Genomic DNA, 23,295 nt, shown 5'->3' with positions numbered 1-23,295 from the left:
TCAGAGACCGCGATGGATCTCGCGGCGATTTCCAACGGCCACCACGAGGATCACCAACACGCCGTCGTGGATCTCGTAGGCCACGCGGTGGACGCCGACGCGGAGACGGTAGAGGCCGACGTGACCCGCCAGCTTCTCGGCATCCGGGCCATCGGCGTACGGGTCCTCGCCGAGAACGGTGAGTGCGGTGAGGATCCGCATCGCGTCGACCCGGCTGATGTCACGCAGCTGGCGCTTGGCGTGCGCGGTGAAGCGGAACGCGTACTTCACGCAGCGCCCCCGGACGGGTCCCTGGGCGAGTCGAACAGGTCGGCCAGGAGCTCGGCCATGGTCACGGTGGGATCGTTCCGGTGCTGCTCGGCCTCACGGGCGAGCAGTTCGTCGGCGGCATCCTCGATGGCGTCGAGGATCTCGATCGGCACGACCGCTCCGACCCGCTCGCCCTTCCGAGTGATCACGGTGATCTCGCCGGCCTCGGCCTGGTTGACCACCTGGGCGATGTTCGCACGCAGTTCCCGGATGCTCAGTGCGTCAGTCGTGCGTCGAGCGTACACATCGGTGTGTACACCGCACGGCGCTTCCGGCTCATCGCCGCCGGTGGTCGTTGGGGGTGAGGCGGGGGCCGTAGCGGGGGGCGTGGGGGGTGGTGGCCAGCAGGAGGCGGCAGAGGCGGTGGCGGTGCGGGCGGTAGGGCTCCAGCAGGGCGAGCATCTGGGCGTCGTCGCTGCGGGGGCGGCCGGCCAGGGCCCAGCCGACCAGGTTGGGCAGGTGGAAGTCGCCGACCGAGACCGCGTCCGGATCGCCGTTGCTGCGCTGCAGGGTCTCGGCGGCCGTCCAGGGGCCGATCCCCGGGACGGCGGTGAGCCGGGCGAAGGCCTCGGCGTGGTCCATCGCGGCGGCCTCCTCCAGCCGGGGCGCCAGCCGGACGGCGCGCATGACCGTCGCCGAGCGCTTCGGGTCCACCCCCGCGCGGTGCCACTCCCAGCTCGGCACCAGCGCCCACTCCCGGGCCGACGGCGCCACCCGCATGCCCTCGGCCGGGCCCGGCGCCGCGGTGCCGAAGTCCCGTAGCAGGGTGCGCCAGGCGCGGTAGGCCTCGTCGGTGGTCACCTTCTGTTCCAGGATCGCCGGGACGAGGGACTCCAGGACCAGCCCGGTGCGGGTGAGGCGGACCGCGGCGGTGCGGCGCTGGGCGTCCCGCAGCGGGCCGGGCGGCAGCACCAGGGCCTCCGGGTCGTCCTGCGCGCCCAGCAGCACCGGCAGCCGCTCCAACAGCCACGGCGCGCCCGGGCCCCAGGCGGTCGCCTCCACCTCGCCGGCGGCCGGGCGCGCCAGCACCCGCAGCGTGCCGATCCCGGCCGGGGTCCGGGACGCCCGCCAGAGCGCGCCGTCGCCGGTGATGCGGTACGCCGGGTCGGCGGGGCCCCGGCGCAGCGGCAGCAGCGTCCGGGCGACGTCCAGCGGGAAACCCGGCCGCCAGCGCCGTACCGACTCGCCCGTCACCGCCGCGCACCTCCTCCGCTGTCCGGCTCCACCGCCTTCGTCGACCATGGGGATATGAACGATACGCGGCTGCCGGAGCTGTCCTCCGGGGACGAGAGCGCGGTGCGGGCGCTGTACCACCGGGCGCTGGACGGGTGGAACCAGCGGGACGGTTCGGCCTTCGCCGGGCCGTTCGCCGAGGACGGGGAGGTGATCGGCTTCGACGGCACCCGGCACTGCGGGCGGTCGGTGATCGCCGCCGAACTGGGGCGGCTCTTCGCGGACCACGCGACGCCGGAGTACGTGGCCAGGGTGCGCCGGGTCCGCGCGCTGGGGCCCGGGGTGGCGCAGCTGGACGCCGTCGCGGGGCTGGTGCCGGACGCCGCGGAGGACCTGGACCCGGCGCTCAACGCGGTGCAGACGGTGATCGCGGTGAACGCCGGGGCGGGCTGGCGGATCGGACTGCTGCAGAACACGCCGGCGCGCTACGACCTCCGGCCGGACCTGGCGGCGGCGTTGACGGCGGAGCTGCGGGGGCTGGTCGGGCGGGGGCCCGGGCCGGCGTAGGGCGGTGCGGTGCGGCGCGTCAGGGGGCCTGGAGGTGGGCCGCGGCCGTGCGGAGGGCGGGGAGCCGGGCGTAGAGGGCGTTGCCGGGGCATTCGGTGTTGAAGGCGTCGCGGTGGCCGGAGACGGCGTCGAAGTCGACGACGGTGCCCTTGGGGTAGCGGCTGGCGTCGGAGGCGGAGGTGAGCTTGGTGCGGCCGTCGGCGGGGTGGCCGGCGAGGCCGAGCTTCCAGCCGGCGATGGCGGCCAGGCCGTCCAGGAGGGGCTGGGGCGGGGCGTCGCCGACGTAGGTGCCGATGGCGGCGACGCCGGCCGAGTCGGTGTTGAAGCCGAGGGTGTGGGCGCCGTGGACGGGCAGGTCGACGCCGCCGGCCCGGCCCTCGTAGACGGTGCCGCAACGGTCGACCAGGAAGTTGTAGCCAATGTCCCGCCAGCCGCTGCTCTGAACGTGGTACTGGTAGATCGACCTGATCACCCGGGGGGCGTCGGAGCAGGCGTAGTCGGTGGCGGTGGCGGTGTGGTGGATGAACACCTCGTGGACCGGGCCGGTGTACTCGAAGGTCCGGTCGCGCAGGGACTCGTCCGCGCCCCAGCCGGCCCGGGCGACGATGGCGGGGCGCGGGGCCTGGTGGCCGTCGGCGGGGCGGCTGGGCAGGACCCGGGCGGCGGGCGAGGGCGCGCCCTGGCCGGGGTCGACCAGGTCGAGCCGCAGGCCGGGCGGGGGCCCGGCGGGGCCGGGGCGCACCTCGACGGCGACGCCGTCGCTGCGACCCGTCCACAGCGGCGCGGTGGCGCCGCGCGGGGCACGGTCGGGGCCGTCCTCGGTGTCGGCCTCCAGGTCGTGCCAGTCGCCCCAGCGGCCGGTGGCCGCGTCCCGGGTGCGGACCCGGACGGCGCCGCCGGCCAGCGCGTCCGCCGGGCCGTCCCAGCCGACGCCGAGGAGTTCGAACGGCCGGGTGGTGCGCGGGGCCAGGGCGGGGCCGGGGCCGAGCGGCAGCGAGGTGACCGACCCGCCGCCGGCGGAGCCGCGGCGCCGGGCGCCGTCGGGGTCGGCCGGGCCGGCGGTGGCGGCGGGCTGGAGGAGCAGGGCGACGGTGCAGCCGGCGAGCACGGCGGCCGGGAGGGAAAGGCGCATAAACCGGATGGTGGCGGCAAATCGGGCCGCTCGCCACGCCGCCTCGCGCCCGGTCCGCCACCCCTCCCGACGGCCCACTCGAAGGCCGTAGGCTGGGGCGCACCATGACTGCGCATTTCGCTGCCGATGCCCGCACCCCCGTCGAACTGCTGCACGCATATCTGCGAGGCGGCACGCCCACGGTCGATCCCGCGGCCCCGCTGGTCACCTTCTACGACGACGCCACCGGCGAACGGGTGGAGCTGTCCGCCCGGACCTTCGACAACTGGGTGGCCAAGACGGCCAACCTCCTCCAGGACGAGTTGAACGCCGGCCCGGGCGACCGGGCCGTGCTGCTGCTCCCCGCCCACTGGCAGAGCGCCGTCTGGCTGCTGGCCTGCTGGTCGGTCGGGGTGACGGCGGTGCCCGGCGGCGACCCGGCCGACGCCGACCTGGTGGTCAGCGGTCCGGACGGACTGGCGGCCGCCCAGGCCTGCGAGGGCGAGCGGGTGGCCCTGGCCCTGCGCCCGCTCGGCGGACGCTTCCCGCAGCGCCCCGACGGCTTCCTCGACTACGCCGCCGAGGTGCCCGGCCAGGGCGACCGCTTCGCGCCGTACTCGCCCGTCGCCCCGGACGGCCACGCGCTGGAGACCGCCGTGGACGGGCTGCCGCTGAAGCTGACCGGCGAGCAGACCGTCGCGCTGGCCCGGGAGGGGGCCGCCCGGCTCGGGCTCAAGCCCGGCGACCGGGTGCTGTCCACCCTCTCGTTCGACGACTGGACCGGTCTGGAGGCCGGCCTGCTGGCGCCGCTGGCGGCCGGCGCCTCGGTGGTGCTGTGCCGCAACTCGCAGGGGCTCGAACCCGAGCAGTGGGAGAAGCGGACCGAATCCGAACGGGTGACACTGCGCCTCGGGTAACCCCCGGGTCGGACCGGGCGGGTAGGGATCCCTGCCATGGCCGAGGACGACACCGCGCACCCCCCGACCGACCCGCCCCCGACGGATGCGCACCCTTCCGAACCCGAACACCCGCGTCGGCGCCGGCGGTGGCTGATGATCACCGCCGGCGTCGTCGCGTTCCTGCTGGTCGCCACCGGGGCACTGCTCTGGATCGCCTACCGCAAGCTGGACGGCAACATCCGCACCGACTCGGCCACCGACCGGTTGCTCGCCCGGCTGGAGGCCGAGCGGCCGAGCCGGACCGCCGGGGCCAAGGGCTCCGAGAACATCCTGCTGATCGGCAGCGACGACCGCTCCGGCACCAACTCCTCGTACGGCGGCGAGCCGGGCACCCAGCGCTCGGACACCACGATCCTGCTGCACCTGGCCGCCGACCGGAAGCACGCGACGGCGGTCTCCCTCCCGCGCGACGTCATGGTCACCGTCCCCGTCTGCGAGAAGCCGGACGGCACCCGCAGCAAGGCCGGGCTGATGCAGTTCAACTGGGCGTTCGAGATGGGCGGCGCGGCCTGCTCGATCCGCACCGTCGAGCAGCTCAGCGGCATCCGGATCGACCACTACGTGATCCTCGACTTCAACGGCTTCAAGACGATGGTGAACGCGATCGGCGGGGTCGAGGTGTGCGTCCCGCAGGCGATCCACGACAAGGACGCCAGGCTCGACCTGCCCGCCGGGCGGCAGACCCTGCACGGCGAGCAGGCACTCGGCTACGTCCGGGCCCGGGAGAGCCTGGGCGACGGCAGCGACACCCAGCGGATGGGCCGTCAGCAGCAGTTCCTGGCCGCGCTGGTCCGCAAGGTGCAGTCGCAGGGCGTGCTGCTGAACCCGGCGCGGCTGTGGCCGGTGCTGGACGCGGCCACCTCCTCGGTCAAGGCGGACGGCGGGCTGTCCTCGCTCGGGGCGCTGTACGACCTCACCCAGGACCTGCGGGACATCCCCTCGGCGGATGTGGTGCTCCTGACCGCGCCGCGCCGCCCGTACCGGTACGACTCGGACCGGGACGAGTTCGTGCAGCCGCAGACCACCCAGCTGTTCACCGCGCTGCGGGACGACCGGTCGGTCGCCGTCCGGCCGCCCGGTTCGGCGCCGTCGCCGAGCGCCGTCGCCGGGGCCGGTGCCGGTGTCGGGGCCGGGGCGGGCGTCGGGGTCGGGGCGGGCGTCGGGGTCGGGGCGGGTGCGAGCCCGAGCCCGGTGGCGACGGGTGCAGGTACGGGCGCGGGGTCGGACGGGGCGGCCGGGGCCGCAGGAGCTGCGGGGGCTGCGGCGAAGGCGTCACCTTCGGCGGACGCCTCGCCCACCTTCGAGGGACGCACGGCCGACGTGGACGCCTGCGCACAGCACTGACCGCGGCTGCGCCGCAGGTCGGCACGGGTTTTCCGGAAATCCCGCACACCCAGGGGACTTTACCCGGCCATTACCTGAACATGGCGCAGATCACACCGGAAGGATTCCGCCGTTCGGCTCGTCTAGTGTGTCCGGATCGGCCCGCCGAACGGGCGAGCCGGAGCCGTGACCGGTCGGAGGTAGGGAACCCCCGTGCAGCAGGACAAACCGGAGGTCGATCCCGCCGACCAGTGGACGCGCGACCCGGAAACCGGCCAGTACCGCCTCGACCCGGCCGCCGGAATCCCCGGGCAGCGCCGCCGGACGGCCGAACGGAGAGCCGCCGAGGAGACGCCGGCCACCGAGTCCGGGACCGGGACCGCCGGCACCCCCGGGCCGGGCCGCCGCGACTCCCGGCGCCGGGCGGCCGCCGCCGCCAAGCGGACCCGGCGCCGCCGGGCGCTCAAGTGGACCGCCGGGGCCGGCGCCCTGGTGATGGTCGCGGGCTGCGGCGGGGCGTACTACCTGTACCAGCACTTCAACAGCAACCTGACCTCCGTCAAGGTCCAGCTGGGCAACGAGGAGGAGCGGCCCAAGGCCGCCGGGGACGCGCTCAACATCCTGGTGCTGGGCACCGACAGCCGGCAGGGCCTCGGCCGCGAGTACGGCGACGAGGGCAGCGCCGGGCACGCCGACACCACGCTGCTGTTCCACATCTCCAAGGACCGCTCCAACGCGACCGCGATCAGCATCCCGCGCGACCTGATGGTGCCGATCCCGGAGTGCCAGAGCAGCGACGGCAAGAAGATCCCCGGCTCCGCGCGGGATATGTTCAACAACAGCCTCGGCCAGGAGGGGCGCGACCCGGGCTGCACCTGGAAGACCGTCGAGAAGATGACCGGGATCCGGGTCGACCACTTCGTGCAGGTCAACTTCGAGGCGGTGAAGACGCTGTCCAGCGCCGTCGGCGGGGTCGAGGTCTGCGCGGCCAAGGACATCAACGACACGGACTCGCACCTGAAGATGAGCAAGGGCCGGCACGTGGTCCAGGGCGACGAGGCGCTGGCCTTCGTCCGCACCCGGCACGCCGTCGGCTTCGGGGGCGACCTCACCCGCATCCCGCTCCAGCAGCAGTTCATCAGCTCGATGATCCGCAAGATCAAGAGCGACGACACCCTGACCAGCCCGAGCAAGCTCTACAAGCTCGCCGACGCCGCCACCAAGGCGCTCACCGTGGACTCCGGGATCGGCAGCGTCGACAAGCTCAAGGACCTCGCGCTGGACCTCAGCAAGGTCGACACCAAGAACATCACCTTCGCCACCGTGCCGGTCCTGGACGACCCCAAGGACAAGGACCGGCTGGTGCTCAAGCAGCCGGACGCCGGGCAGCTGTTCTCGATGGTCGCGGGCGACCGCTCGCTGACCGAGACCGCCGCGCCCGCCGACGCCGCCACGGCCGCACCGGAGACCGCGGCGGCGGCCCCGACCGCCGCCGCCCCGACGGTGGACCCCAAGGACATCCGGGTGACGGTGCGCAACGGCAGCGGGACGCGCGGGCAGTCGGGGCCCACCGTGGACAAGCTCCGCAGCAAGGGCTTCGCCAAGGCCACGACCGCCCCCGACGCGCCCGTCACCGCGACCACCGCGGTGTCCTTCCCGGCCGGGCAGGACGCCGCGGCCGCCGCCCTGGCCGCCGCGCTCGGCCTGCCGGGCGACGCCGTCCGGCCGGACCCGAAGGCGGATCCGAAGGGCCCGCTGGTGCTGGTGCTGGGCAAGGACGTCCTCGCCGCTCCGGCGGCGGCCCCGACCGAGGCACCGAAGGACCTCCAGCGGGTGCAGGCGGACGACACCGACGCGTGCGCCAAGTAGGACGTGTGCGCCGAGTGGTCAGGCCCTACGCCGGCGCGAGGGTTCCGTCCGTCTCCCGGTAGTGCTCGCCGGTGCGGGGGCAGTGCCAGCGGCCGTCGCCGGCGGGCTCCAGCGGCTCGCCGGCGCGGCCGACCCAGCCGATCCGGCGGGCCGGGACGCCGGCGGCCAGGGCGAAGTCCGGGACGTCCCGGTGGACCACCGCGCCGGCCGCGACCAGCGCCCAGCGGCCGACCGTCACCCCGGCGACCAGGACCGCCCGGCCGCCGATCGAACAGCCCTGACGGAGCGTCACTCCTTCGGCGCACCAGTCCTGTTGACGCTTGGGCCGACCGTCCGGGGTCACCGCGCGGGGGTGGCGGTCGTTGGTGAGGACGGCCGCGGGGCCGATGAACACCCCGTCCTCGACCAGCGCGGGCTCGTACACCAGCGCGTGGTTCTGCAGTTTGACCCGGTCCCCGATCCGGACGCCCGGGCCGACGTAGGCGCCGCGGCCGATCACGCACTCGGTGCCGATCACCGCGTCCTCGCGGACCTGGGCGAGGTGCCAGACCGTCGTCCCCGCGCCGATGACGGCCCGTTCGTCGACGTCCGCGCTCGGCTCGATCCGGGCCGCGCCGGGCCCGCCCTCAACTGTCGCCATGCGCACCGACGATAGCGGCGCGGGCTCGACTCTGAGGGTTCGTCCGACAATTCGCGCGCCCGGCGGAAATTGTCGGACGAACCCTGCCGGGTCGGCGTCAGCTCGCCCTGGAGAGCACGTCCTTGGCGGCCGGTCCGACGCTGCCTATCACCCGGCGGGCCAGTGAGCGGGGCGAGGTGAGGAAGCCGAAGCCCCAGCTGAGGTGCATGGTGGCGAGCGCCACCGGCAGCATCGCCCTGGCCTTGAAGGACAGGCCGCGGCCGCCGACCAGCCCGCCGCCGAGGATGCCCAGCAGGTAGGCGCCGGGCACCGCGAGGAGGGCCGGGTGGACGGCGACGCCCAGCACCAGCCCGAGGGTGACGGCCAGCAGGGCGGTCGGCGGGGCCAGGTAGCGGAGGTTGACCGAGCCGCGGTGGTAGCGGGTGACCACCCGGCGCCAACGGCCGTAGTCCTTGTACTGCTTGGCCAGCGCCTTCACCGACGGCCGGGGCCGGTAGGTCACCTTGAGCTGCGGGGTGAACCAGACCAGCCCGCCGTCCTGGCGGATCCGGTAGTTGAGCTCCCAGTCCTGGGCGCGGATGAACTCCTCGTTGTAGCCGCCGAGCTTCTCCAGCACCTCGCGCCGGAACACCCCGAGGTAGACGGTGTCCGCCGGGCCGGCCAGGCCGCCGGTGTGGAAGGCGGCGTTGCCGACACCGATCTTGGAGGTCATCGCGGCGGCGACCGCGTTCTCCCACTCGGTCTCGCCCTCGGCGTGCATGATGCCGCCGACGTTGGCGGCGTCCATCTCGTCGAGCAGCCGGACCGCGGTGGTGATGTAGCCGGGGGTGAGCAGGCCGTGGCCGTCCACGCGCACCACTATCGGATGGCGCGAGCCGCGGATCGCGGCGTTCAGCCCCGCGGGGGTGCGACCGGTGGGATTCGGCACGGTCCGTACCCGCGGGTCCTCCGCCACCAGTTCGGCCGCGATCTCCGCGGTCCGGTCGGTGGACGGACCGAGGGCGATCACCACCTCCATCGGCCCGGGGTACTCCTGGTCCAGGATGCGCCGGACCGCCGTCCGCAGGTGTCGTTCCTCGTTGAGCACCGGCATGATCACGGAGACAGCCGGCAGCTCCTCAGCAGCCTTGGTGTTCATCGGGGCCAACCGTACCGGTGCGGACACGTCTCCGTCTTGTCCCGGTCCGGGCCGCTGCACGCAGCCCGCGACGCCCGGTTGGGCTCCTTGATCACGCCCACCGTACTCCGCTCCCCGTACGGGCCCGCAGCCGGGTCGGAACGGGCGGTTTCCGGAGGACGGGACGGAGCCCGGGAGGGCGCCCCCTGCGGGGTTCGGCGGTGGCCGCGCGGGTTCGGTGCAGGTTCGGCGCAGGTTCAGAGCAGGTGGTGAACGACGGTGAAGAGCGCGTAGCCGGCCAGCGACAACCGGTTCAGCAGGTGCTGCGGGCCGCCCAGCCGGTCCGGCAGCGACCGGTGCGGGCGCAGGTCCGGCCGGTGGGCGGCGGTCGCGACGGCCCGGGCCAGCTCCACCGGGTCGTAGCGGTCCCCGAAGTGTCCGGCCAGCCAGGCGGCCGGGCGGCTGCCGACGGTGACCTCCTCGCCCGAGCGCAGCTGGACGGTGAGCAGGTTGCGGTGGACCGCGGCCGCGTTGATCTCCTGCCACCGGAAGGTCCGGGTGCGCAGCGCGGTGGCCATCCGCAGGCCGTCCCGGTCGACGACCATCTGCCAGGAGAGGGTGCGGCCGCAGGCGAGGATCGCCACCGTGCCGGTCAGGAGCGGGTGCACCAGCCCGCCCCACCAGCCGCTCCTGCCGAGCAGCACGACGAGGCCCGCGAGCAGCAGTGCGGGCACCGGACCGGCCACCGCCCGCAGCGGCAGCGGCATCTCCCAGCGCCGGGCGGGCACCGGTTCGGCGTCCGGCCCGGCCGAGGGGGCGGCGGCCACCGTCTCGGCGGTCAGGGCGGCGACGGCCAGTTCCCGCTCCCGGTAGCCCTCGGTGCGCCGGCCCGGCCGCGGGGCCCGGGCGGCGGGGGCGACCACGGCCGCCACCCACCGCGGGTCGTGGTCCAGCAGTCCGGGGCGGACCAGGAGCTGCTGCTCCGGCCCGTCGGGCCCCCGGTACAGCACGGCCGGCACGCTCCGGCCGGCACGGGCGAGCCAGGCGGCGGCCTGCTCCGGGGTCAGCCGGTCGAAGACGTCCCCGAGCTCCTCCTCTTCCTCGTCGTAGGAGACCTCGAGATCGAGGTGGTCGGCGTCGTCGTCCTCGGTCTCCAGGTGTTCGGGCACCCAGGCCGGGCCCTCGCCGCCCGGGGCGCCGTAGCGGGCCCAGCGGTAGCGGTCGCCCTCGACCAGCCGCCAGAGCGCGGGGCCGTCCGGCGGGCCGTCCAGCGGCTGCACCAGCAGGTCGCCCCGGGCGTCGGCGCGGACCCGGACGGCGAGGGCGGGCGCGGAGCCCGCGAAGGAGGGCCGGGAGCGGCGGGCGTTCGCGGTGGCGGCCGAACCGAGCAGCAGCAATCCGGGCAGGGCGAGCAGGCCGCCGGCGGTCAGCGCGCCGGTGAGGTCATAGTCGTCGCCGGCGGCGCGGACGGCGGCGCCGTCCACCAGCAGCGGGACGGCCTCGCCGGGCTGCGGCGACCGGGCCCACCAGACGTCCAGCCGGGCGGTGCGTTCCGGGCCGCCGCCGGGAGGGTGGAAGCGGACGGTCAGGACGCCGTCCTGGTCGGTGTCGCCCGCGGTGCCGGTGACCTGGTCGGCCCGTTCGGCGCTCGCCTGCTGCCGGGCCTGCCCCCACAGCCCGTACAGCGGGAACGCCAGGGCGGCGGCGAGCAGCAGGCCGCCGAGCGCGCGGCGCAGCACCGGCGGGCCGTCGGGGTGGACGGGTGAGGGCGCTCCGGCGGCGGTCCAGGGGAAGGGGACGGGCGGGGCCATCAGTTCGTCGAGCTGCTGGCGGGCGCGGCGGCGGCCGAGCTCGGCGCCGATCAGCGCGGCGGAGAGCAGCAGGTGGACCAGGACGGCCGTCCAGCGGCCGAGCGGGGTGACCAGGCCGTGCGGGGCGTACCAGAGCACCGCGAGGACGGCCGGCGGGACCAGCGCCCGGCCGCGGAACCGGCCGGCCAGCAGGACCACTTCGGCGAGCACCGACCAGGCGGCCAGCGAGGAGCCCCAGGTGTCCCGGCAGACGCCCTGGACGTTGCAGTCGCCGGGGGTCGGCTCCACCGCGGTGGCCAGGATGACGAAGGCGGCCGGCAGCAGCGCCGGCCAGCGGCCGTCCAGGCGCCAGGCGGTGCGGGCGGCGCGCCAGCGGGTGGCAGCGGCGGCGGTGAGGGGCGCGGCGCTGGGCAGCGGCGGGGCGTCCGGGGTATCCGGGGCGAACATCGGACGATCATCTCAGTCGGCCGGGGGCGGCCCGTGCCGCAGGGGCCGGGTGCTGCCCGCACCCGGCCCCTGCCCCCCGTTTCCCCCCCTCGGCGGCCCCCCCACCGCCGGGTCCTGCGGCCCGCGCCGCCCGGCCGGTCCGTCGTGACGGCCGCGGTCGGTCCGTCGCGACGGCCCCGGTCAGTCCGTCGCGATGGCCGCGAGGACGTTCATCCGCCCGGCCCGGAAGGCCGGGACGAGGGCGGCGACCAGCCCGATCACCACCGAGGCGACCAGCGTCACCGCGAGCGTGGTGGTCGGGACGGAGAGCGTGGCCAGACCCTGGTCGCGCAGCACCCGCTGGGCGGTGACGCCCCAGGCCAGCCCGAGCCCGGTGCCCAGGACCGCGCCGAACACCGAGATCACCACGGCCTCCAGCCGGATCATCCGGCGCAGCTGGCGGCGGGAGAGCCCGATCGCCCGCAGCAGGCCGATCTCCCTGGTCCGCTCGACCACCGACAGCGCCAGGGTGTTGACCACCCCGAGCACGGCGACCGTGATGGAGAGGCCGACCAGGCCGTAGATCAGGTAGAGCAGGGTGTTGACCTGGGACTGCACGACCTCCTTGTAGCCGGCCTGGTCCTTGATGGTCAGCTGCGGGTACTCCTTGAGCGCGCCCTCCAGGGCGGTCAGCGTCTTCGCGACGTCGGCTCCGGAGGAGGCCTTGGCGAAGAACGTCCAGACCGGCGGCTGCTCGGCGGCGGGCACGGCCCTGGCCATGGTGTCGAAGTCGACGAAGGAGCCGTCGCCGAACAGCGAGCCCTTCGCGAACACGGCGCCCACCGGCAGCACCTGGGTGCGGCCCTTGCCGTAGGCGACGGTCACCTGGTCGCCGACCTTCAGGCCGTGGTCCTTCGCGAAGGCCTCGCCGATCCCCAGCTCGCCCCGCCCGATCGCGTCCACCGAACCGGCGGTGACCGGGAGGTGGAAGTCGGTGCCGAAGAAGGCGGGCGGCGCGGCGGTGAGGTTGGTCTTCACGCTCCGGCCGTCCGGCAGCTGGAGCTTGGGGCCGAAGGACTTCTGGGTGGTGACGTGGTCGATGCCCGGGGTCCGGCGGACGGCGTCCAGCATCTCGGGGGTGATCGAGGTGCGGCCGCCCTGGACGATGTAGTCCGCGCCCACCGACCGGTCGATCTGCGCGTTGGCCGAGGTGACCGTCGAGGCGCTGAACACCGAGGAGCCGATCACCAGCGCCAGTCCGATCATCAGCGCGGCGGCGGTGGCCCCGGTACGACGCGGGTTGCGCATCGCGTTGCGCTGGGCGAGCCGGCCGGACGGGCCGAACAGCGCCGGCAGCAGCGCGCCCAGCACCCGCACCACGGCGGTGGCCAGCAGCGGGCCGAGCACCACGAAGCCGACCAGGGTGAGCAGCACGCCGAGACCCAGGTACTGACCGCCGGTGGCCGCCTTCTCCGCCTGCGCGGCCAGCACCAGCAGACCGCCGCCGCCCGCTGTCAGGACCAGGCCGACCACCGTGCGGACCAGGTTGGCGCGGCCCTCGGCCGGCGTGCCGTGGTCGCGCAGCGCGGCCATCGGCGCGATCCGGCTCGCCCGGCGGGCCGGGACCCAGGCCGCCACCAGGGTCACCACGATGCCCAGGGCGTACCCGGCGAGGAACACCGTCGGACCGATCTTCAGGTCGCCCGCGTCGAGCTTCATGCCGATCGCGTTCATCAGCTTGATCAGGCCGACCGCGATGCCCAGACCGGCCGCGACCCCGAGGGTCGAGCCGAGCACGCCGAGGATCAGCGCCTCGACCAGGACCGAGCGGTTCACCTGCCGGCGGCTGCCGCCGATGGCGCGCAGCAGGCCGATCTCCCGGGTGCGCTGGGCGACCAGCATCGAGAAGGTGTTGATGATCAGGAAGCAGCCGACGAACGCCGAGATGAGCGAGAAGCCGAGCATCGCGTTCTTCATGAAGCCGAGGCCGCTGCCGATGCTCTTGGTGTTCTCGTCCTTCTGCTCGGCCGCGGTCTTCACCTGGTAGCCGGCACCCAGCTTGGCCAGGGCGTCGGCCTTGAGCCGGTCGTTGCCCCGGCTGCCGTCGCCGAACGCCTCGACCGAGGTGTACGCCTGCTCGCCGAGCAGCACCTGCTGGGCGGTCGGGGTGTCCAGGAAGGCCAGCGCCGCACCGGGGTTGGTGGTGGTGAAGGAGGCGATGCCGGAGATCGTGAACTCGTGCCGGCCGTCGGCGTTGTCGACCCGGAGCTTGGCGCCGAGGCCGAGCCCGGCCTTCTTCGCGGTGTCCGCGTCCAGCACCAACTCGCCCGCGTTCCGCGGGGCGTGGCCCTGGGTGAGGTGCACCGCGCTGCGCGGGGTCTCGGTCCAGTTGCCGACCAGGGTCGGCGCGCCGGAGGTCGGGCCGACCAGCTTGTTGGTGGCCGGGTCGACCAGGGTCGCGTTCTCGACCATGACCTGGCCGACCGCCGACTTCACCCCCGGCACCGCGGCGACCTGCTGCGCGGCCGCCACCGGGACGGTCCGCGGCTTGTCGGAGGCCTGCTGGTCGTCGTCCTCGGCCGGCTTGGGCGGCTGGACGGAGACGTCGGAGGCGGTCGCGGCGAACAGCTTGTCGAAGGTGCTGGTCGCGGTGTCGGAGAAGACCAGGGTGCCGGAGACGAACGCGACCGACAGCATCACGGCGATCAGGGAGAGCACCATGCGGCCCTTGTGGGCGAAGAAGCTCCGCAGAGCGGTCTTGAGCAGCATCTGTCCCGTCCCGCCCGCTCAGCTGGTCCGCTTGCCGTCGAAACGGCGCATGCGTTCGAGGACGGAGTCGGCGGTGGGCGCGTGCATCTCGTCGACGATCACGCCGTCGGCGAGGAAGAGCACGCGGTCCGCGTAGCCCGCGGCGACCGGGTCGTGGGTCACCATCACGATGGTCTGGCCCAGTTCGTCGACCGAGCGGCGCAGGAAGGTGAGCACCTCGGCGCCGGCCCGGGAGTCCAGGTTGCCGGTGGGCTCGTCGCCGAAGATGATCTCGGGCCGGGCGGCCAGCGCCCGGGCCACCGCGACGCGCTGCTGCTGGCCGCCGGAGAGCTGCGCCGGGCGGTGCTTGAGCCGGCCGGCCAGGCCGACGGTCTCCACCACCTGGTCCAGCCAGGCCTGGTCCGGCCGGCGGCCGGCGATGTCCATCGGCAGCGTGATGTTCTCCAGCGCGGACAGCGTCGGGAGCAGGTTGAACGCCTGGAAGATGAAGCCGATCTTGTCCCGGCGCAGCCTGGTCAGCTGCTTGTCCTTGAGGCCGGTGATCTCGGTGTCGCCGATCCAGATCCGCCCGCCGCTGACCGTGTCCAGGCCGGCCAGGCAGTGCATCAGGGTCGACTTCCCGGAGCCCGACGGGCCCATGATCGCGGTGAAGCGGCCACGCTGGATGTCGACGTCCACCGCGTCGAGCGCGGTGACCCTGGTCTCGCCCGCGCCGTACGCCTTGCTGACCTGACGGGCCGCGGCGGCGACGGCGGGCGCGCCGCCGGGAAGCTGGGGGTCGTACACGGCTGTGGCTGCCGTCGTCACTGGAGTCTCCTAAGAAGTGGGCCCGACCGTCGACCCCGGCCGGCCCTCCGTGCGCGGGCATGCCGCAGGACGCGGGCATGGCGCGGGAAGGGTCGTCGACCGGGAGTTGACCCCACCCACCGGGCCCGGCGGGCGCCGGTTCCCGGGAGAACCTCGCCCCTCGTCGGCACGAGCGGGGACGTCCACAACGTTAGGAGCAACGGCGGGCGCTCTCGTCATCCGCCGGAATGAAGCCGTCCAACCAAGGATCTACGGGGCGCGACACCCCCTCCCCCTAAGGGGTGCCGCGCCCCGTCTCGGGGACGCCCCGTACGGGGCCCGGGCCCCGGTTCCTCAGCCGGTCAGCGCCGGTACGGCCAGCCGCTCCAGGGCCTGCGCGAAACCCTCCACGACCGGGGCCAGCAGGGCGTCGGTCTCGCGCTCGACCAGGGTCGTCCCGCCCTCCCCGGTGGTGATGTGGCGGTCGAGCACGAACCAGCCCTGGGTGATGTGGCCGGCGCCCATCGAGCTGAGCACCGGGCGCAGCGCGTAGTCCACCGCCAGCACGTGCGCGGGCGAGCCGCCGGTGGCCAGCGGCAGGACGGCCTTGCCGGCCAGCGCGTACTGCGGGAGCACGTCCAGCAGGGCCTTCAACAGGCCCGAGTAGGCGGCCTTGTAGACGGGGGTGCCGATCACGACGCCGTCCGCCCGGGCGAACAACTCGGTCACGGCGACGATCTCCGGGTGGTCGAAGTCGCCCGACAGCAGCGCGTGCGCGGGCAGGCTGCGCGCCTCGAACGGGACGACGTGGTGGCCGCGGGCCTCCAGCCCGGCGTCGACGTGGCGCAGCAGGCGGGTGGTGCGGGAGGTGGCGGACGGGGAGCCGGAAACGGACAGGACGGTGGCCATGGGGTTCACCTTTGGCTGGAAGCGGGGGCGGCGCCACGCGGCGCAGGAGGACCGCTGCGGGTCGGAGCCCTGGAAGGTGTTTCGACGTGCTCGGCGTGCTCGGCGTGCTCGGCGTGCTCGACGCGTTCGAGGTGAGGTGCTCGGCGCGGGTGGGGTGACGCCGAGGTGATCCGGTGGGCGCGCTTCAGCCGCGACAGAGCGAACAGGCCACACCACGCCGCAGGTCGACGTGCCGCCGACGCGTGAGTGCCCAACGCTGATCCATACCCGAAATGCAAACACGCTGCGTTCGAGCCGGTCAAGAATCGTTTCGCCAGTTGAACGGCGGGTGACGTGACGCGTGGTGACCGGGCTCACGTCGACCCGGCGCCCGCACCGCCCGTCCCCACCGTCGTACGGCCGCGCGGAAGTTGCGGCGGAACGATCCGACCCGTGCATCAAAACTGCTACAAGCGACCTGGTGGAGTACCCCGGGGGGAGTCAGCACGAGCGGGGTCGGGCATCCTCGACGACATGAACACGTGGCAGGAGGGCCGCCCGGGAGGCGGCGGGAACCCGTACCGAGACGGGAACCCGTATGGGGGCGGCGGCAACGGCGGCGCGTACGGGCGCGGCGGGGGCGGCGCGGCGGCCGAGCCGCCGTTGCCGTCGTCGATGAACCCGCGCGGGCCGGGTGCGCCCGCGCCACGACAGCCGGAGCCGTCCCGGCTCGGCGGCGTCCCGCCGCAGGGTCCGGGCGGGCAGCCCGGCGGCCGCCCCGGTGGGCCTGGGGGCCCCGGCGGTCCCGGCGGTCCCGGACGACCGGGTGGGCCCGGGGGCCCGGGCGGCGCCCAGCCGGGCGGTATACAGACCAAGCGGTGGCCGCGGCGCCGGATCGTCAAGTGGTCGGTCTTCGGCCTCCTGATCGCCGTCATGGTCACCGCCGTCTCGACCTGGTTCTGGGCCGACTCCAAGCTCAACCACGAGAACGTGCTCGCCGACTACCCCGGCCGCCCGCCGGCCGGCAAGGGCACCAACTGGCTGATCGTCGGCTCCGACAGCCGCCAGGGCCTCACCGACTCGGAACAGGACGACCTGCACACCGGTCACGACACCGAGGGCAAGCGCAGCGACTCGATGATGATCCTGCACGTCGGGGACAACGGGAACACCCTGATGAGCATCCCGCGCGACTCCTGGGTGCCGATCCCCGAGTACAAGAGCAGCAGCGGCAAGACCCTCAAGGGCACCACCTCGAAGATCAACTCGGCCTTCGGCAACGGCGGCGGCCGCCTCCTCGTCCAGACCGTCGAGCTGAACACCGGCATCCGCATCGACCACTACGCCGAGATCGGCTTCGCCGGCTTCGTCGGCATCGTCGACTCCATCGGCGGCGTCGAGATGCACATCGACCAGGACCTCAAGGACAAGGACTCCGGTCTCGACCTCAAGGCCGGCGACCAGACCCTCAGCGGCAAGCAGGCCCTCGCCTTCGTCCGCCAGCGCCACCAGATGGCCGACCAGGACCTCGGCCGGATGCGCAACCAGCAGAAGTTCCTCGGCGCCCTCGCCCACCAGGCGGCCTCCCCCGGCACCGTGCTGAACCCGTTCACCTTCTACCCGCTGGTCGACTCCGCCCTCGGCACCCTCATCGTCGACGACGACGCCGGCCTCACCGACCTCGGCTCGCTCTTCCTCGCCATGAAGGACGTCAACGGCGGCGGCGGCAAGACCCTGACCGTCCCGATCGGCAACCCGGACTACCGGACCAAGACCGGGGAGTCGGCGGTGCTGTGGGACGCCGCCAAGTCCAAGCAGGTCTTCGACGCCTTCAAGAACGACACCGCGGTACCGGACATCAAGTAGCCCGCCGTGACGTGAAGTGGCCACGCCGACACCATGGGTGGATGTCGGCCCGGGCCGCGGGCCGCGGTCGCCTAACCCGCCTGCGGGAGCAGGCCGGTGCCGCACTCGGGGAAGCGGACCAGCCACTCCCCCTCGCCGCCGGCGGCCTCGGTGGCGCCCGCGTAGCCGTAGTGGATCAGCCGCCCCTCGCCGCCCGCCAACCAGCGGGCGCCGGTCAGGTGCACGGTCAGGGCCGCCGGGCGGTGCGGGTCGGGCCGCTCCAGCACCAGCTCGTGCTCGGCCTCGCCCGGCCGGAAGGCCACCGCGGTCTCCGTGGCCGGCCGGCGCGGGCTGCCGCCCTCCCGGTACGTCCAGTACGCGGCCACCGTCACGGTGAGCGCGCCGTCCACGCCGCCGGTGCCCGGCCGCACGTACTCCTCGTCCGGCACCCAGCGCGAGTGGTGGCGGATCTCCTCCGGCCCCCAGCGCTCATCCCAGCGCACCCAGTAGCCCGCCACCCGCTTGACCGTCATGACCTCGCAGGCGACCCGCACCGCGATCCGCGCCGGATTGACCGGCTCGCACGAGGCCAGCGAGACCACCGTCACCTGCTCGTACGTCACCGCGCCGTCGTCGGCGTCCTGTTCCATCGGTGAACCACCTTGCCGGAGTGTCGAGTTCGCCGCGGCTCCGACCGCGCACGGAGAGCCTAGAGCGACCGGATCGGCACCCGGAGTGATTGCGCGGTTCCGGCCCGCCCGCCCGCTCACCGGGCTACCCTGCCCCCGGACACGCCACCGCCCCGGAGTGGGAAGTCGACTGATCGGACTTCCCCGGCCGGGGCGGTGTGCGGTTTCGAACCGATGAACCGGTGACTACTCGACGATGCCGGACTTGGCGATGGTGACCTTCGCCGAGGTGCGGCCGCTCTGCGAGCCGAGCTTCTCGACCGCCGTCACGACGTCCATGCCCTCGACGACCTCGCCGAAGACGACGTGCTTGCCGTCCAGCCAGTCGGTGACGATGGTGGTGATGAAGAACTGCGAGCCGTTGGTGTTGCGGCCGGCGTTGGCCATCGACAGCAGGCCCGGGCGGGTGTGCTTGATCTTGAAGTTCTCGTCGGCGAACTTCTCGCCGTAGATGCTCTTGCCACCGGTGCCGTTGTGGTTGGTGAAGTCACCGCCCTGCAGCATGAACTGCGGGATCACGCGGTGGAAGCCGGAGCCCTCGTAGCCGAAGCCGTTCTGGCCGGTCGCGAGCTCGCGGAAGTTCTGGGCGGTCTTGGGGACGACGTCGTCGTACAGCTTGAAGACGATGCGGCCCGACGGAACGCCGTCGATCTCGATGTCGAAGAAAACGTTGGAAGCCATGCAGGGATCATGGCACGACCCGTCGGCCGACGCGCGTCACCCCCGGCCCGGCGCCGGGTGGCGGCCCCGTGTTATCCGGCCGGCGCGAGGGCCGCGGAAGCTACCATCACCGTCGGGTTCAAGCGTTCGGTCACGGCGACGGGGTGGACGGCATGCGGATCGGTGAACTGGCCCGACGGACGGGCGTGAGCGAGCGCTCGCTGCGCTACTACGAGCAGCAGGGCCTGCTGGTCGCCCGACGGACCGACGGCGGGCACCGGGAGTACCCGGAGCCGGCGGTGGACCGGGTCGTGCTGATCCAGGAGCTGTTCGCGGCCGGGCTGCACAGCCGCACGATCTACAAGATCCTCCCCTGCATGCGCGACTCAGACGGCGGCCCGAACGAGATCGCCACCCCGCTGCTGGTCGAGGAACTGGCCTCCGAACGGGACCGGATCGACCGGATGATCACCGACCTGCTCCGCTCCCGCGAGGTGCTGGACGAGGTGATCGCGACCGCCTCCGGCCGGCCGCGGGCCGGGGCGGCGGAGGCCGACGCGGTGTAGCCGAGACCGCGGAGGCCCGGGGCCCGGGGCCCGGGGCTCGGGGCTCGGGGCTCGGGGCTCGGGGCTCGGGGCTCGGGGCTCGGGGCTCGGGGCTCGGGGCTCGGGGCTCGGGGCTTCAGGCCTTCAGCTTGCGCCAGACCGCCTCCAGGGCCGCGATGTCGCCCTCGTCGAGCCGGTCGGTGAAGACCGGCGCGAGGACGGCCCGCCGGGTGGCGTCGGCCTCGGCGAAGGCGGCGCGACCCTGCCCGGTCAGTTCGATCCGCACCGACCGAGCGTCGGAGGCGGAGGGCGTGCGGGCCACCAGGCCGCGTGCGGCCAGGGCGTCGACCACCCGGGAGACCTGGCTGCGGCTGAGCATCGTCTTCGCGCCCAGGTCGGAGGCGGCGACCGGCTCCTGCTGCCCGTTGAGCCAGAGCATCACCTCGAACCAGGACAGCGACAGCCCGTGCACCCGGGTGAGCTCGCGGTCCACCTGGGCGGCGAGGGTGGTGCCGGCCCAGACCAGACCGTAGAAGGCGTGGTCCTGCTCGGACAGCGGGCCCAGGGAGAGGTCGGCACGGTTCATGACGTTCATCGTACCGAGGTGCGTGCGCGTGCACGGACTCCGCGCACGCGCACGACTCCGGCGGCTGCACCGCCAGAGCGTCCTGGCTAGAACGCCTGGTGGTCCGGCTCGCAGACCGTGCCGGGCGGCGGGAGTTCACCGCTGACCAGGTACCGCTGCTCGCGGTCCCAGGCGCAGGCGCTCGGGTTGCCCAGCGCCGTGTGGCCGTAGCCGTGGACGGTCAGCAGGCGGCCGCGGGCGAGGGTGTCGGCGAGCGCGCGGGACCCTTCGTAGGGCCAGGCCGGGTCGCCGGTGAGGGCCACGACCAGGATCGGCGCGGAGGTCGGCCGGTTCCACGGGCCGGTGTAGCGGTCCCGGGCGGCCTCGGCCGGCCAGGCGGCGCAGCGCTGGTTCTGCCAGACCAGGTACGGGCCGGTGGCGCCCGCACGGGCCCGGGCGAGGGCGGACAGCGCCGGGTACGTGGTGTCGGCGGCCGGGTCGGCACCGGAGACGGGCGGGTTGACGGTGTCGGCGCAGAGCGCCCCGAGGGTCTGCGCCTGCTTGGGCTGGCCGCCGGTCGGCAGTGGCGCCGAGGCGTCCGGGGCGGCGGTCCACAGCTGCTGGAGCAGTCCGCCCAGCGCCGGCCAGCCGGTGCCGGGGGCGTTCGGCACCGGGGTGGCGGCGTAGAGCATCGGCAGGACGGTGGAGGCGGTGGAGGCCTGGTCGAAGGTGGCCGCCGCCGGCGGGGCGCCGAGCGTCACCGGCGCCCGGCCCAGCCGGTCGAGCAGTTCGGCGAACTTGGCGCGGGTGGCGTCCCGGTCCGCCGCCGCGAAGGCGCAGGCGGCGGGGCCGGCGTCGGCGCACTGGTCGAGGAAGGCGTCGAGGGTGCGGGCGCCGGCGAGGTCGCTGCCGGTGCGCAGGAACGGCGGCAGGGCGCGCTGCTGCGGCGAGCGCCCGGTGGACCAGGCGACCGGGTCGGGGGCGCTGTCCAGCACCATCGCGCGTACCCGGGTCGGGAAGAGGTTGGCGTAGGTGGCGCCCAGGTAGCTGCCGTACGAGGTGCCGAGGTAGCTCAGCCGGCGGTCGCCGACGGCGGCGCGCAGCAGGTCCAGGTCGCGGGCCGTGTCGGCGGTGGACAGGTGGGCGAGCAGGCCGGTCCGCTCGTTGTCGGCGCACTGGCGGCCGAAGCGCGCGTACGTCGTCGCCCAGGCCGACTCCTGGGCGGCGCCGACCGGGTAGCCGGCCGGCAGCCCGGCGAGCAGGCCCTGCTCGGCCGCCGCGTCCGGGAAGCACTGCGGCACGGTGGAGTCACCGACGCCGCGCGGGTCGAAGCTGACCAGGTCGAACCGCTCCCGCACCTGCGCCGGGAGCATCCCGTACACGGCGGGCAGCGCCTGGGTGCCGGGCACGCCCGGGCCGCCGGGGTTGAAGAACAGCGAGCCGATCCGGTGCGCCGGGTCGGTCGCGGGGTGCCGGATGACGGCCAGCTCGACGGTGCGCCCGGCCGGGTCGCGGTAGTCCATCGGCACCGTGGCGCGGGCGCAGTCGAAGTCCGGTACGCAGGACCGCCAGTCCAGCCGGGGTACCGGCCCTGCGGGGGCGGCCGCCGCCGAGGCGGCCGGGGCGAGACCGGCCAGCAGCAGCCCGGCGGCTGCGGCGGCGCCGGTTCTGAGGGCGGAGGTGAGGCGGGGTCGGGGCATGGGCAGGGCCTCCCGTTTCGGTGGACTGACGTGCAGTCACCAAGACTCGGGGCGCCCGCTGCCAGACCTCTCACATCCCACCGGCACCGCTGCCATGCCGCTGTCACCGCCGCCCCGCGCGGCTCAGGCGGGCTTGCGGGCCAGCAGGTAGGCCTGCGGGGTCGGCTGCACGCCCTCCTCCGGCTCACGGAGCGTGCGGGAGGTGAGCCGCAGTCCGGCCTCGCGGACCAACTCCGCGATCCGGTCCGGCTGCTGGCGGCGGAAGTCCAGCGCCACCGGGTGGCCGAAGGGCTGGTCGATCCGCAGGGGCTCGTCACCGACCTGGAAGGCGAGCAGCAGGTGGCCGCCCGGGGCGAGCACCCGCGCGAACTCGGCGAACACCTCCGGCAAGCGCTCCGCCGGGGTGTGGATGATCGAGTACCAGGCGACCGCGCCGGTCAACTCGCCGTCCCGCAGCGGGAGGTCGAACAGCGAGCCCTCGGTGAAGTCCAGCCCGGGGTACGTCGCGCGGGCCAGCTCGACCATCCTCGGCGACAGGTCGATGCCGCGGACGTCGAGGCCGAGGCCGTGCAGGTGGTGCGTCACCCGGCCGGGGCCGCAACCCAGTTCGGCCACCGGGCCGTCGGCGCGCCCGGTACGGACCGACTCGGCGCGGACCAGCTCGGCGAAGGCCGCGAGCACCGCCCGGGACAGCGGCTCGCCGGCCAGTTCGTCGCGGAAGCGGTCGGCGTAGTCGACGGCGATGGCGTCGTAGAACGCCCTGGTCGTGGTGAGGAAGTCCGGCTCGGCCATGGTCCGGCACCCTACCCGTCGCCGCCGGGCCGCAGCATCGCCGCGGCGGTCAGCGCGCGGCCGGCTCCGGCTCCAGCCTCGGCTCCAACTCCAGCTCCAGCTCCGCCACCGTCTGGTCGCCGCTCGTCTCGCCGGTCGGGCGGAAGCCCAGGCCGGCATAGAAGGCGGCGGGGCCGTCCGGGCCGGGGACGTACGTGACGGTGGCGCGGGTGCCGCCGCGGCGGCGGATCTCGGCGCAGACCTGCTCGACGGCGAAGCGGCCGTAGCCGCCGCGCTGCCGGTCGGCGTCGACGAGCAGGCGCCAGAGGCCGGAGCGGGGGCGGTCGTCCGGCTGCTCGGGGTCGAACCTGATGTCGAAGAACGCCATCACGAAGCCGACCGGCCGCTCCCCGTCCATGATCAGCCGGGGCCAGGCGGTGTCCCCGTGGGCGTACGCCTCGGCCAGCGACGTCGCCACCGGCGCGACCAGGGCCTCCTGGTCGGGGCGCACCTTCAGGGCGAGGGCGGCGTCGATGGTGTCGGGGGTGATCCGGGCCAGGCTCAGTGCGGAGGACATGGCGGGCAGCCTACGAAGCGGGCCGCCCGCCGTCGCCCGGTTTTCGGGGCCGAGGTGCGGTCGGGGCCGAGGTGCGGTCGGGGTCGAAGCGCCGTCCGGCTACGGCAGGTTGCGGGCCATGACGATGCGCTGGACCTGGTTGGTCCCCTCGTAGATCTGGGTGATCTTCGCGTCCCGCATCATCCGCTCCACCGG

23 protein-coding genes are annotated in these 23,295 nt (G+C 74.4%); 6 read left to right on the top strand and 17 right to left on the bottom strand.

Annotation, left to right across the window (positions count from 1 at the left end; all coding sequences use genetic code 11):
* The 3 genes from ACIO9K_RS36790 to ACIO9K_RS36780 are packed head-to-tail and all read right to left on the bottom strand — an operon-like array spanning position 1 to position 1,551.
* Positions 1-270, bottom strand: coding sequence for a type II toxin-antitoxin system RelE/ParE family toxin (locus tag ACIO9K_RS36790; protein WP_363625795.1), 270 nt, complete (start codon positions 268-270; stop codon positions 1-3).
* The gene (locus tag ACIO9K_RS36785; protein WP_400336238.1) at positions 267-554 is read right to left on the bottom strand and encodes a type II toxin-antitoxin system Phd/YefM family antitoxin; all 288 of its coding nucleotides are present in this window, start codon (positions 552-554) and stop codon (positions 267-269) included. The genes ACIO9K_RS36790 and ACIO9K_RS36785 overlap by 4 nt, the downstream gene beginning before the upstream one ends.
* A 31-nt stretch (positions 555-585) precedes the next feature.
* Positions 586-1,551: a DNA-3-methyladenine glycosylase family protein gene (locus ACIO9K_RS36780; RefSeq protein WP_400336236.1), complete on the bottom strand. Its 966-nt coding sequence runs from the start codon at positions 1,549-1,551 to the stop codon at positions 586-588.
* A gap of 6 nt (positions 1,552-1,557) precedes the next feature.
* Here ACIO9K_RS36780 and ACIO9K_RS36775 point away from each other — a divergent pair, with 6 nt between their 5' ends.
* A complete protein-coding gene (locus ACIO9K_RS36775; RefSeq protein ID WP_363587604.1) occupies positions 1,558-2,049 on the top strand; it encodes an SgcJ/EcaC family oxidoreductase in 492 nt (163 codons plus the stop codon).
* Positions 2,050-2,068: 19 nt separating this feature from the next.
* Here the strand turns inward: ACIO9K_RS36775 and ACIO9K_RS36770 are convergent, their stop codons facing one another.
* Complete coding sequence (locus tag ACIO9K_RS36770; protein WP_363625800.1) at positions 2,069-3,181, bottom strand: N-acetylmuramoyl-L-alanine amidase; 1,113 nt, start codon at positions 3,179-3,181, stop codon at positions 2,069-2,071.
* Between the two features lie 104 nt (positions 3,182-3,285).
* Here ACIO9K_RS36770 and ACIO9K_RS36765 point away from each other — a divergent pair, with 104 nt between their 5' ends.
* From ACIO9K_RS36765 to ACIO9K_RS36755, 3 genes are all read left to right on the top strand, one after another.
* Entirely contained in the window at positions 3,286-4,077 is a 792-nt protein-coding gene (locus ACIO9K_RS36765; RefSeq protein WP_363587608.1) for a TIGR03089 family protein, read from the top strand.
* Positions 4,078-4,113: 36 nt separating this feature from the next.
* Positions 4,114-5,463 carry an LCP family protein gene (locus ACIO9K_RS36760; RefSeq protein ID WP_400336233.1) on the top strand — a complete coding sequence of 450 codons (1,350 nt, stop codon included), beginning with the start codon at positions 4,114-4,116 and terminating at the stop codon, positions 5,461-5,463.
* 192 nt (positions 5,464-5,655) lie between these two features.
* Positions 5,656-7,311: an LCP family protein gene (locus tag ACIO9K_RS36755; protein WP_400336231.1), complete on the top strand. Its 1,656-nt coding sequence runs from the start codon at positions 5,656-5,658 to the stop codon at positions 7,309-7,311.
* Positions 7,312-7,336: 25 nt separating this feature from the next.
* Here the strand turns inward: ACIO9K_RS36755 and ACIO9K_RS36750 are convergent, their stop codons facing one another.
* From ACIO9K_RS36750 to ssuE, 6 genes are all read right to left on the bottom strand, one after another.
* On the bottom strand, positions 7,337-7,951 hold the full coding sequence (locus ACIO9K_RS36750; RefSeq protein WP_400336229.1) for an acyltransferase: 615 nt from the start codon (positions 7,949-7,951) through the stop codon (positions 7,337-7,339).
* A gap of 97 nt (positions 7,952-8,048) precedes the next feature.
* The gene (locus ACIO9K_RS36745) at positions 8,049-9,089 is read right to left on the bottom strand and encodes a glycosyltransferase family 2 protein (RefSeq protein ID WP_063349120.1); all 1,041 of its coding nucleotides are present in this window, start codon (positions 9,087-9,089) and stop codon (positions 8,049-8,051) included.
* Between the two features lie 236 nt (positions 9,090-9,325).
* Positions 9,326-11,326, bottom strand: coding sequence for a hypothetical protein (locus ACIO9K_RS36740; protein ID WP_400336227.1), 2,001 nt, complete (start codon positions 11,324-11,326; stop codon positions 9,326-9,328).
* Positions 11,327-11,506: 180 nt separating this feature from the next.
* On the bottom strand, positions 11,507-14,074 hold the full coding sequence (locus ACIO9K_RS36735; RefSeq protein ID WP_400336225.1) for an ABC transporter permease: 2,568 nt from the start codon (positions 14,072-14,074) through the stop codon (positions 11,507-11,509).
* A gap of 18 nt (positions 14,075-14,092) precedes the next feature.
* Positions 14,093-14,881 (bottom strand): ABC transporter ATP-binding protein, encoded by a 789-nt coding sequence (locus tag ACIO9K_RS36730; protein ID WP_387818356.1) that lies wholly within the window; start codon positions 14,879-14,881, stop codon positions 14,093-14,095.
* Positions 14,882-15,214: 333 nt separating this feature from the next.
* Positions 15,215-15,769, bottom strand: a complete 555-nt coding sequence (gene ssuE, locus ACIO9K_RS36725) for an NADPH-dependent FMN reductase (protein WP_400336223.1) — start codon at positions 15,767-15,769, stop codon at positions 15,215-15,217.
* Between the two features lie 912 nt (positions 15,770-16,681).
* Between ssuE and ACIO9K_RS36720 the strand changes: the two genes are divergently transcribed.
* The gene (locus ACIO9K_RS36720) at positions 16,682-17,614 is read left to right on the top strand and encodes an LCP family protein (protein ID WP_363587624.1); all 933 of its coding nucleotides are present in this window, start codon (positions 16,682-16,684) and stop codon (positions 17,612-17,614) included.
* A 71-nt stretch (positions 17,615-17,685) separates the two neighbouring features.
* On the opposite strand, the gene ACIO9K_RS36715 is transcribed toward ACIO9K_RS36720, so the two are convergent.
* Both ACIO9K_RS36715 and ACIO9K_RS36710 read right to left on the bottom strand, forming a co-directional pair.
* Positions 17,686-18,243 (bottom strand): hypothetical protein, encoded by a 558-nt coding sequence (locus ACIO9K_RS36715; RefSeq protein ID WP_363587626.1) that lies wholly within the window; start codon positions 18,241-18,243, stop codon positions 17,686-17,688.
* Between the two features lie 225 nt (positions 18,244-18,468).
* The gene (locus ACIO9K_RS36710; RefSeq protein ID WP_363625809.1) at positions 18,469-18,963 is read right to left on the bottom strand and encodes a peptidylprolyl isomerase; all 495 of its coding nucleotides are present in this window, start codon (positions 18,961-18,963) and stop codon (positions 18,469-18,471) included.
* Between the two features lie 152 nt (positions 18,964-19,115).
* On the opposite strand from ACIO9K_RS36710, the gene ACIO9K_RS36705 reads away from it, so the two are divergent.
* A complete protein-coding gene (locus ACIO9K_RS36705) occupies positions 19,116-19,508 on the top strand; it encodes a MerR family transcriptional regulator (RefSeq protein ID WP_363587630.1) in 393 nt (130 codons plus the stop codon).
* A gap of 115 nt (positions 19,509-19,623) precedes the next feature.
* Here ACIO9K_RS36705 and ACIO9K_RS36700 read toward each other — a convergent pair whose 3' ends face one another.
* From ACIO9K_RS36700 to ACIO9K_RS36680, 5 genes are all read right to left on the bottom strand, one after another.
* Positions 19,624-20,073, bottom strand: coding sequence for a MarR family transcriptional regulator (locus ACIO9K_RS36700; RefSeq protein WP_363625811.1), 450 nt, complete (start codon positions 20,071-20,073; stop codon positions 19,624-19,626).
* 86 nt (positions 20,074-20,159) lie between these two features.
* Complete coding sequence (locus ACIO9K_RS36695) at positions 20,160-21,752, bottom strand: alpha/beta hydrolase (protein ID WP_400336219.1); 1,593 nt, start codon at positions 21,750-21,752, stop codon at positions 20,160-20,162.
* Positions 21,753-21,875: 123 nt separating this feature from the next.
* The gene (locus ACIO9K_RS36690; RefSeq protein WP_363625815.1) at positions 21,876-22,544 is read right to left on the bottom strand and encodes a class I SAM-dependent methyltransferase; all 669 of its coding nucleotides are present in this window, start codon (positions 22,542-22,544) and stop codon (positions 21,876-21,878) included.
* A 49-nt stretch (positions 22,545-22,593) separates the two neighbouring features.
* Positions 22,594-23,100: a GNAT family N-acetyltransferase gene (locus tag ACIO9K_RS36685; protein ID WP_400336217.1), complete on the bottom strand. Its 507-nt coding sequence runs from the start codon at positions 23,098-23,100 to the stop codon at positions 22,594-22,596.
* A 99-nt stretch (positions 23,101-23,199) separates the two neighbouring features.
* A partial coding sequence (locus ACIO9K_RS36680; RefSeq protein WP_157849844.1) for an acyl-CoA dehydrogenase family protein occupies positions 23,200-23,295 on the bottom strand: 96 nt, incomplete at its 5' end.

Origin of the sequence: Kitasatospora sp. NPDC087271 (genome assembly GCF_044744605.1) — a bacterium.
In the GTDB taxonomy this organism is placed as follows: domain Bacteria; phylum Actinomycetota; class Actinomycetes; order Streptomycetales; family Streptomycetaceae; genus Kitasatospora.
The sequence above is the reverse complement of the archived record's forward strand: the minus strand, read 5'-3'. Positions and strand labels throughout refer to the sequence as shown.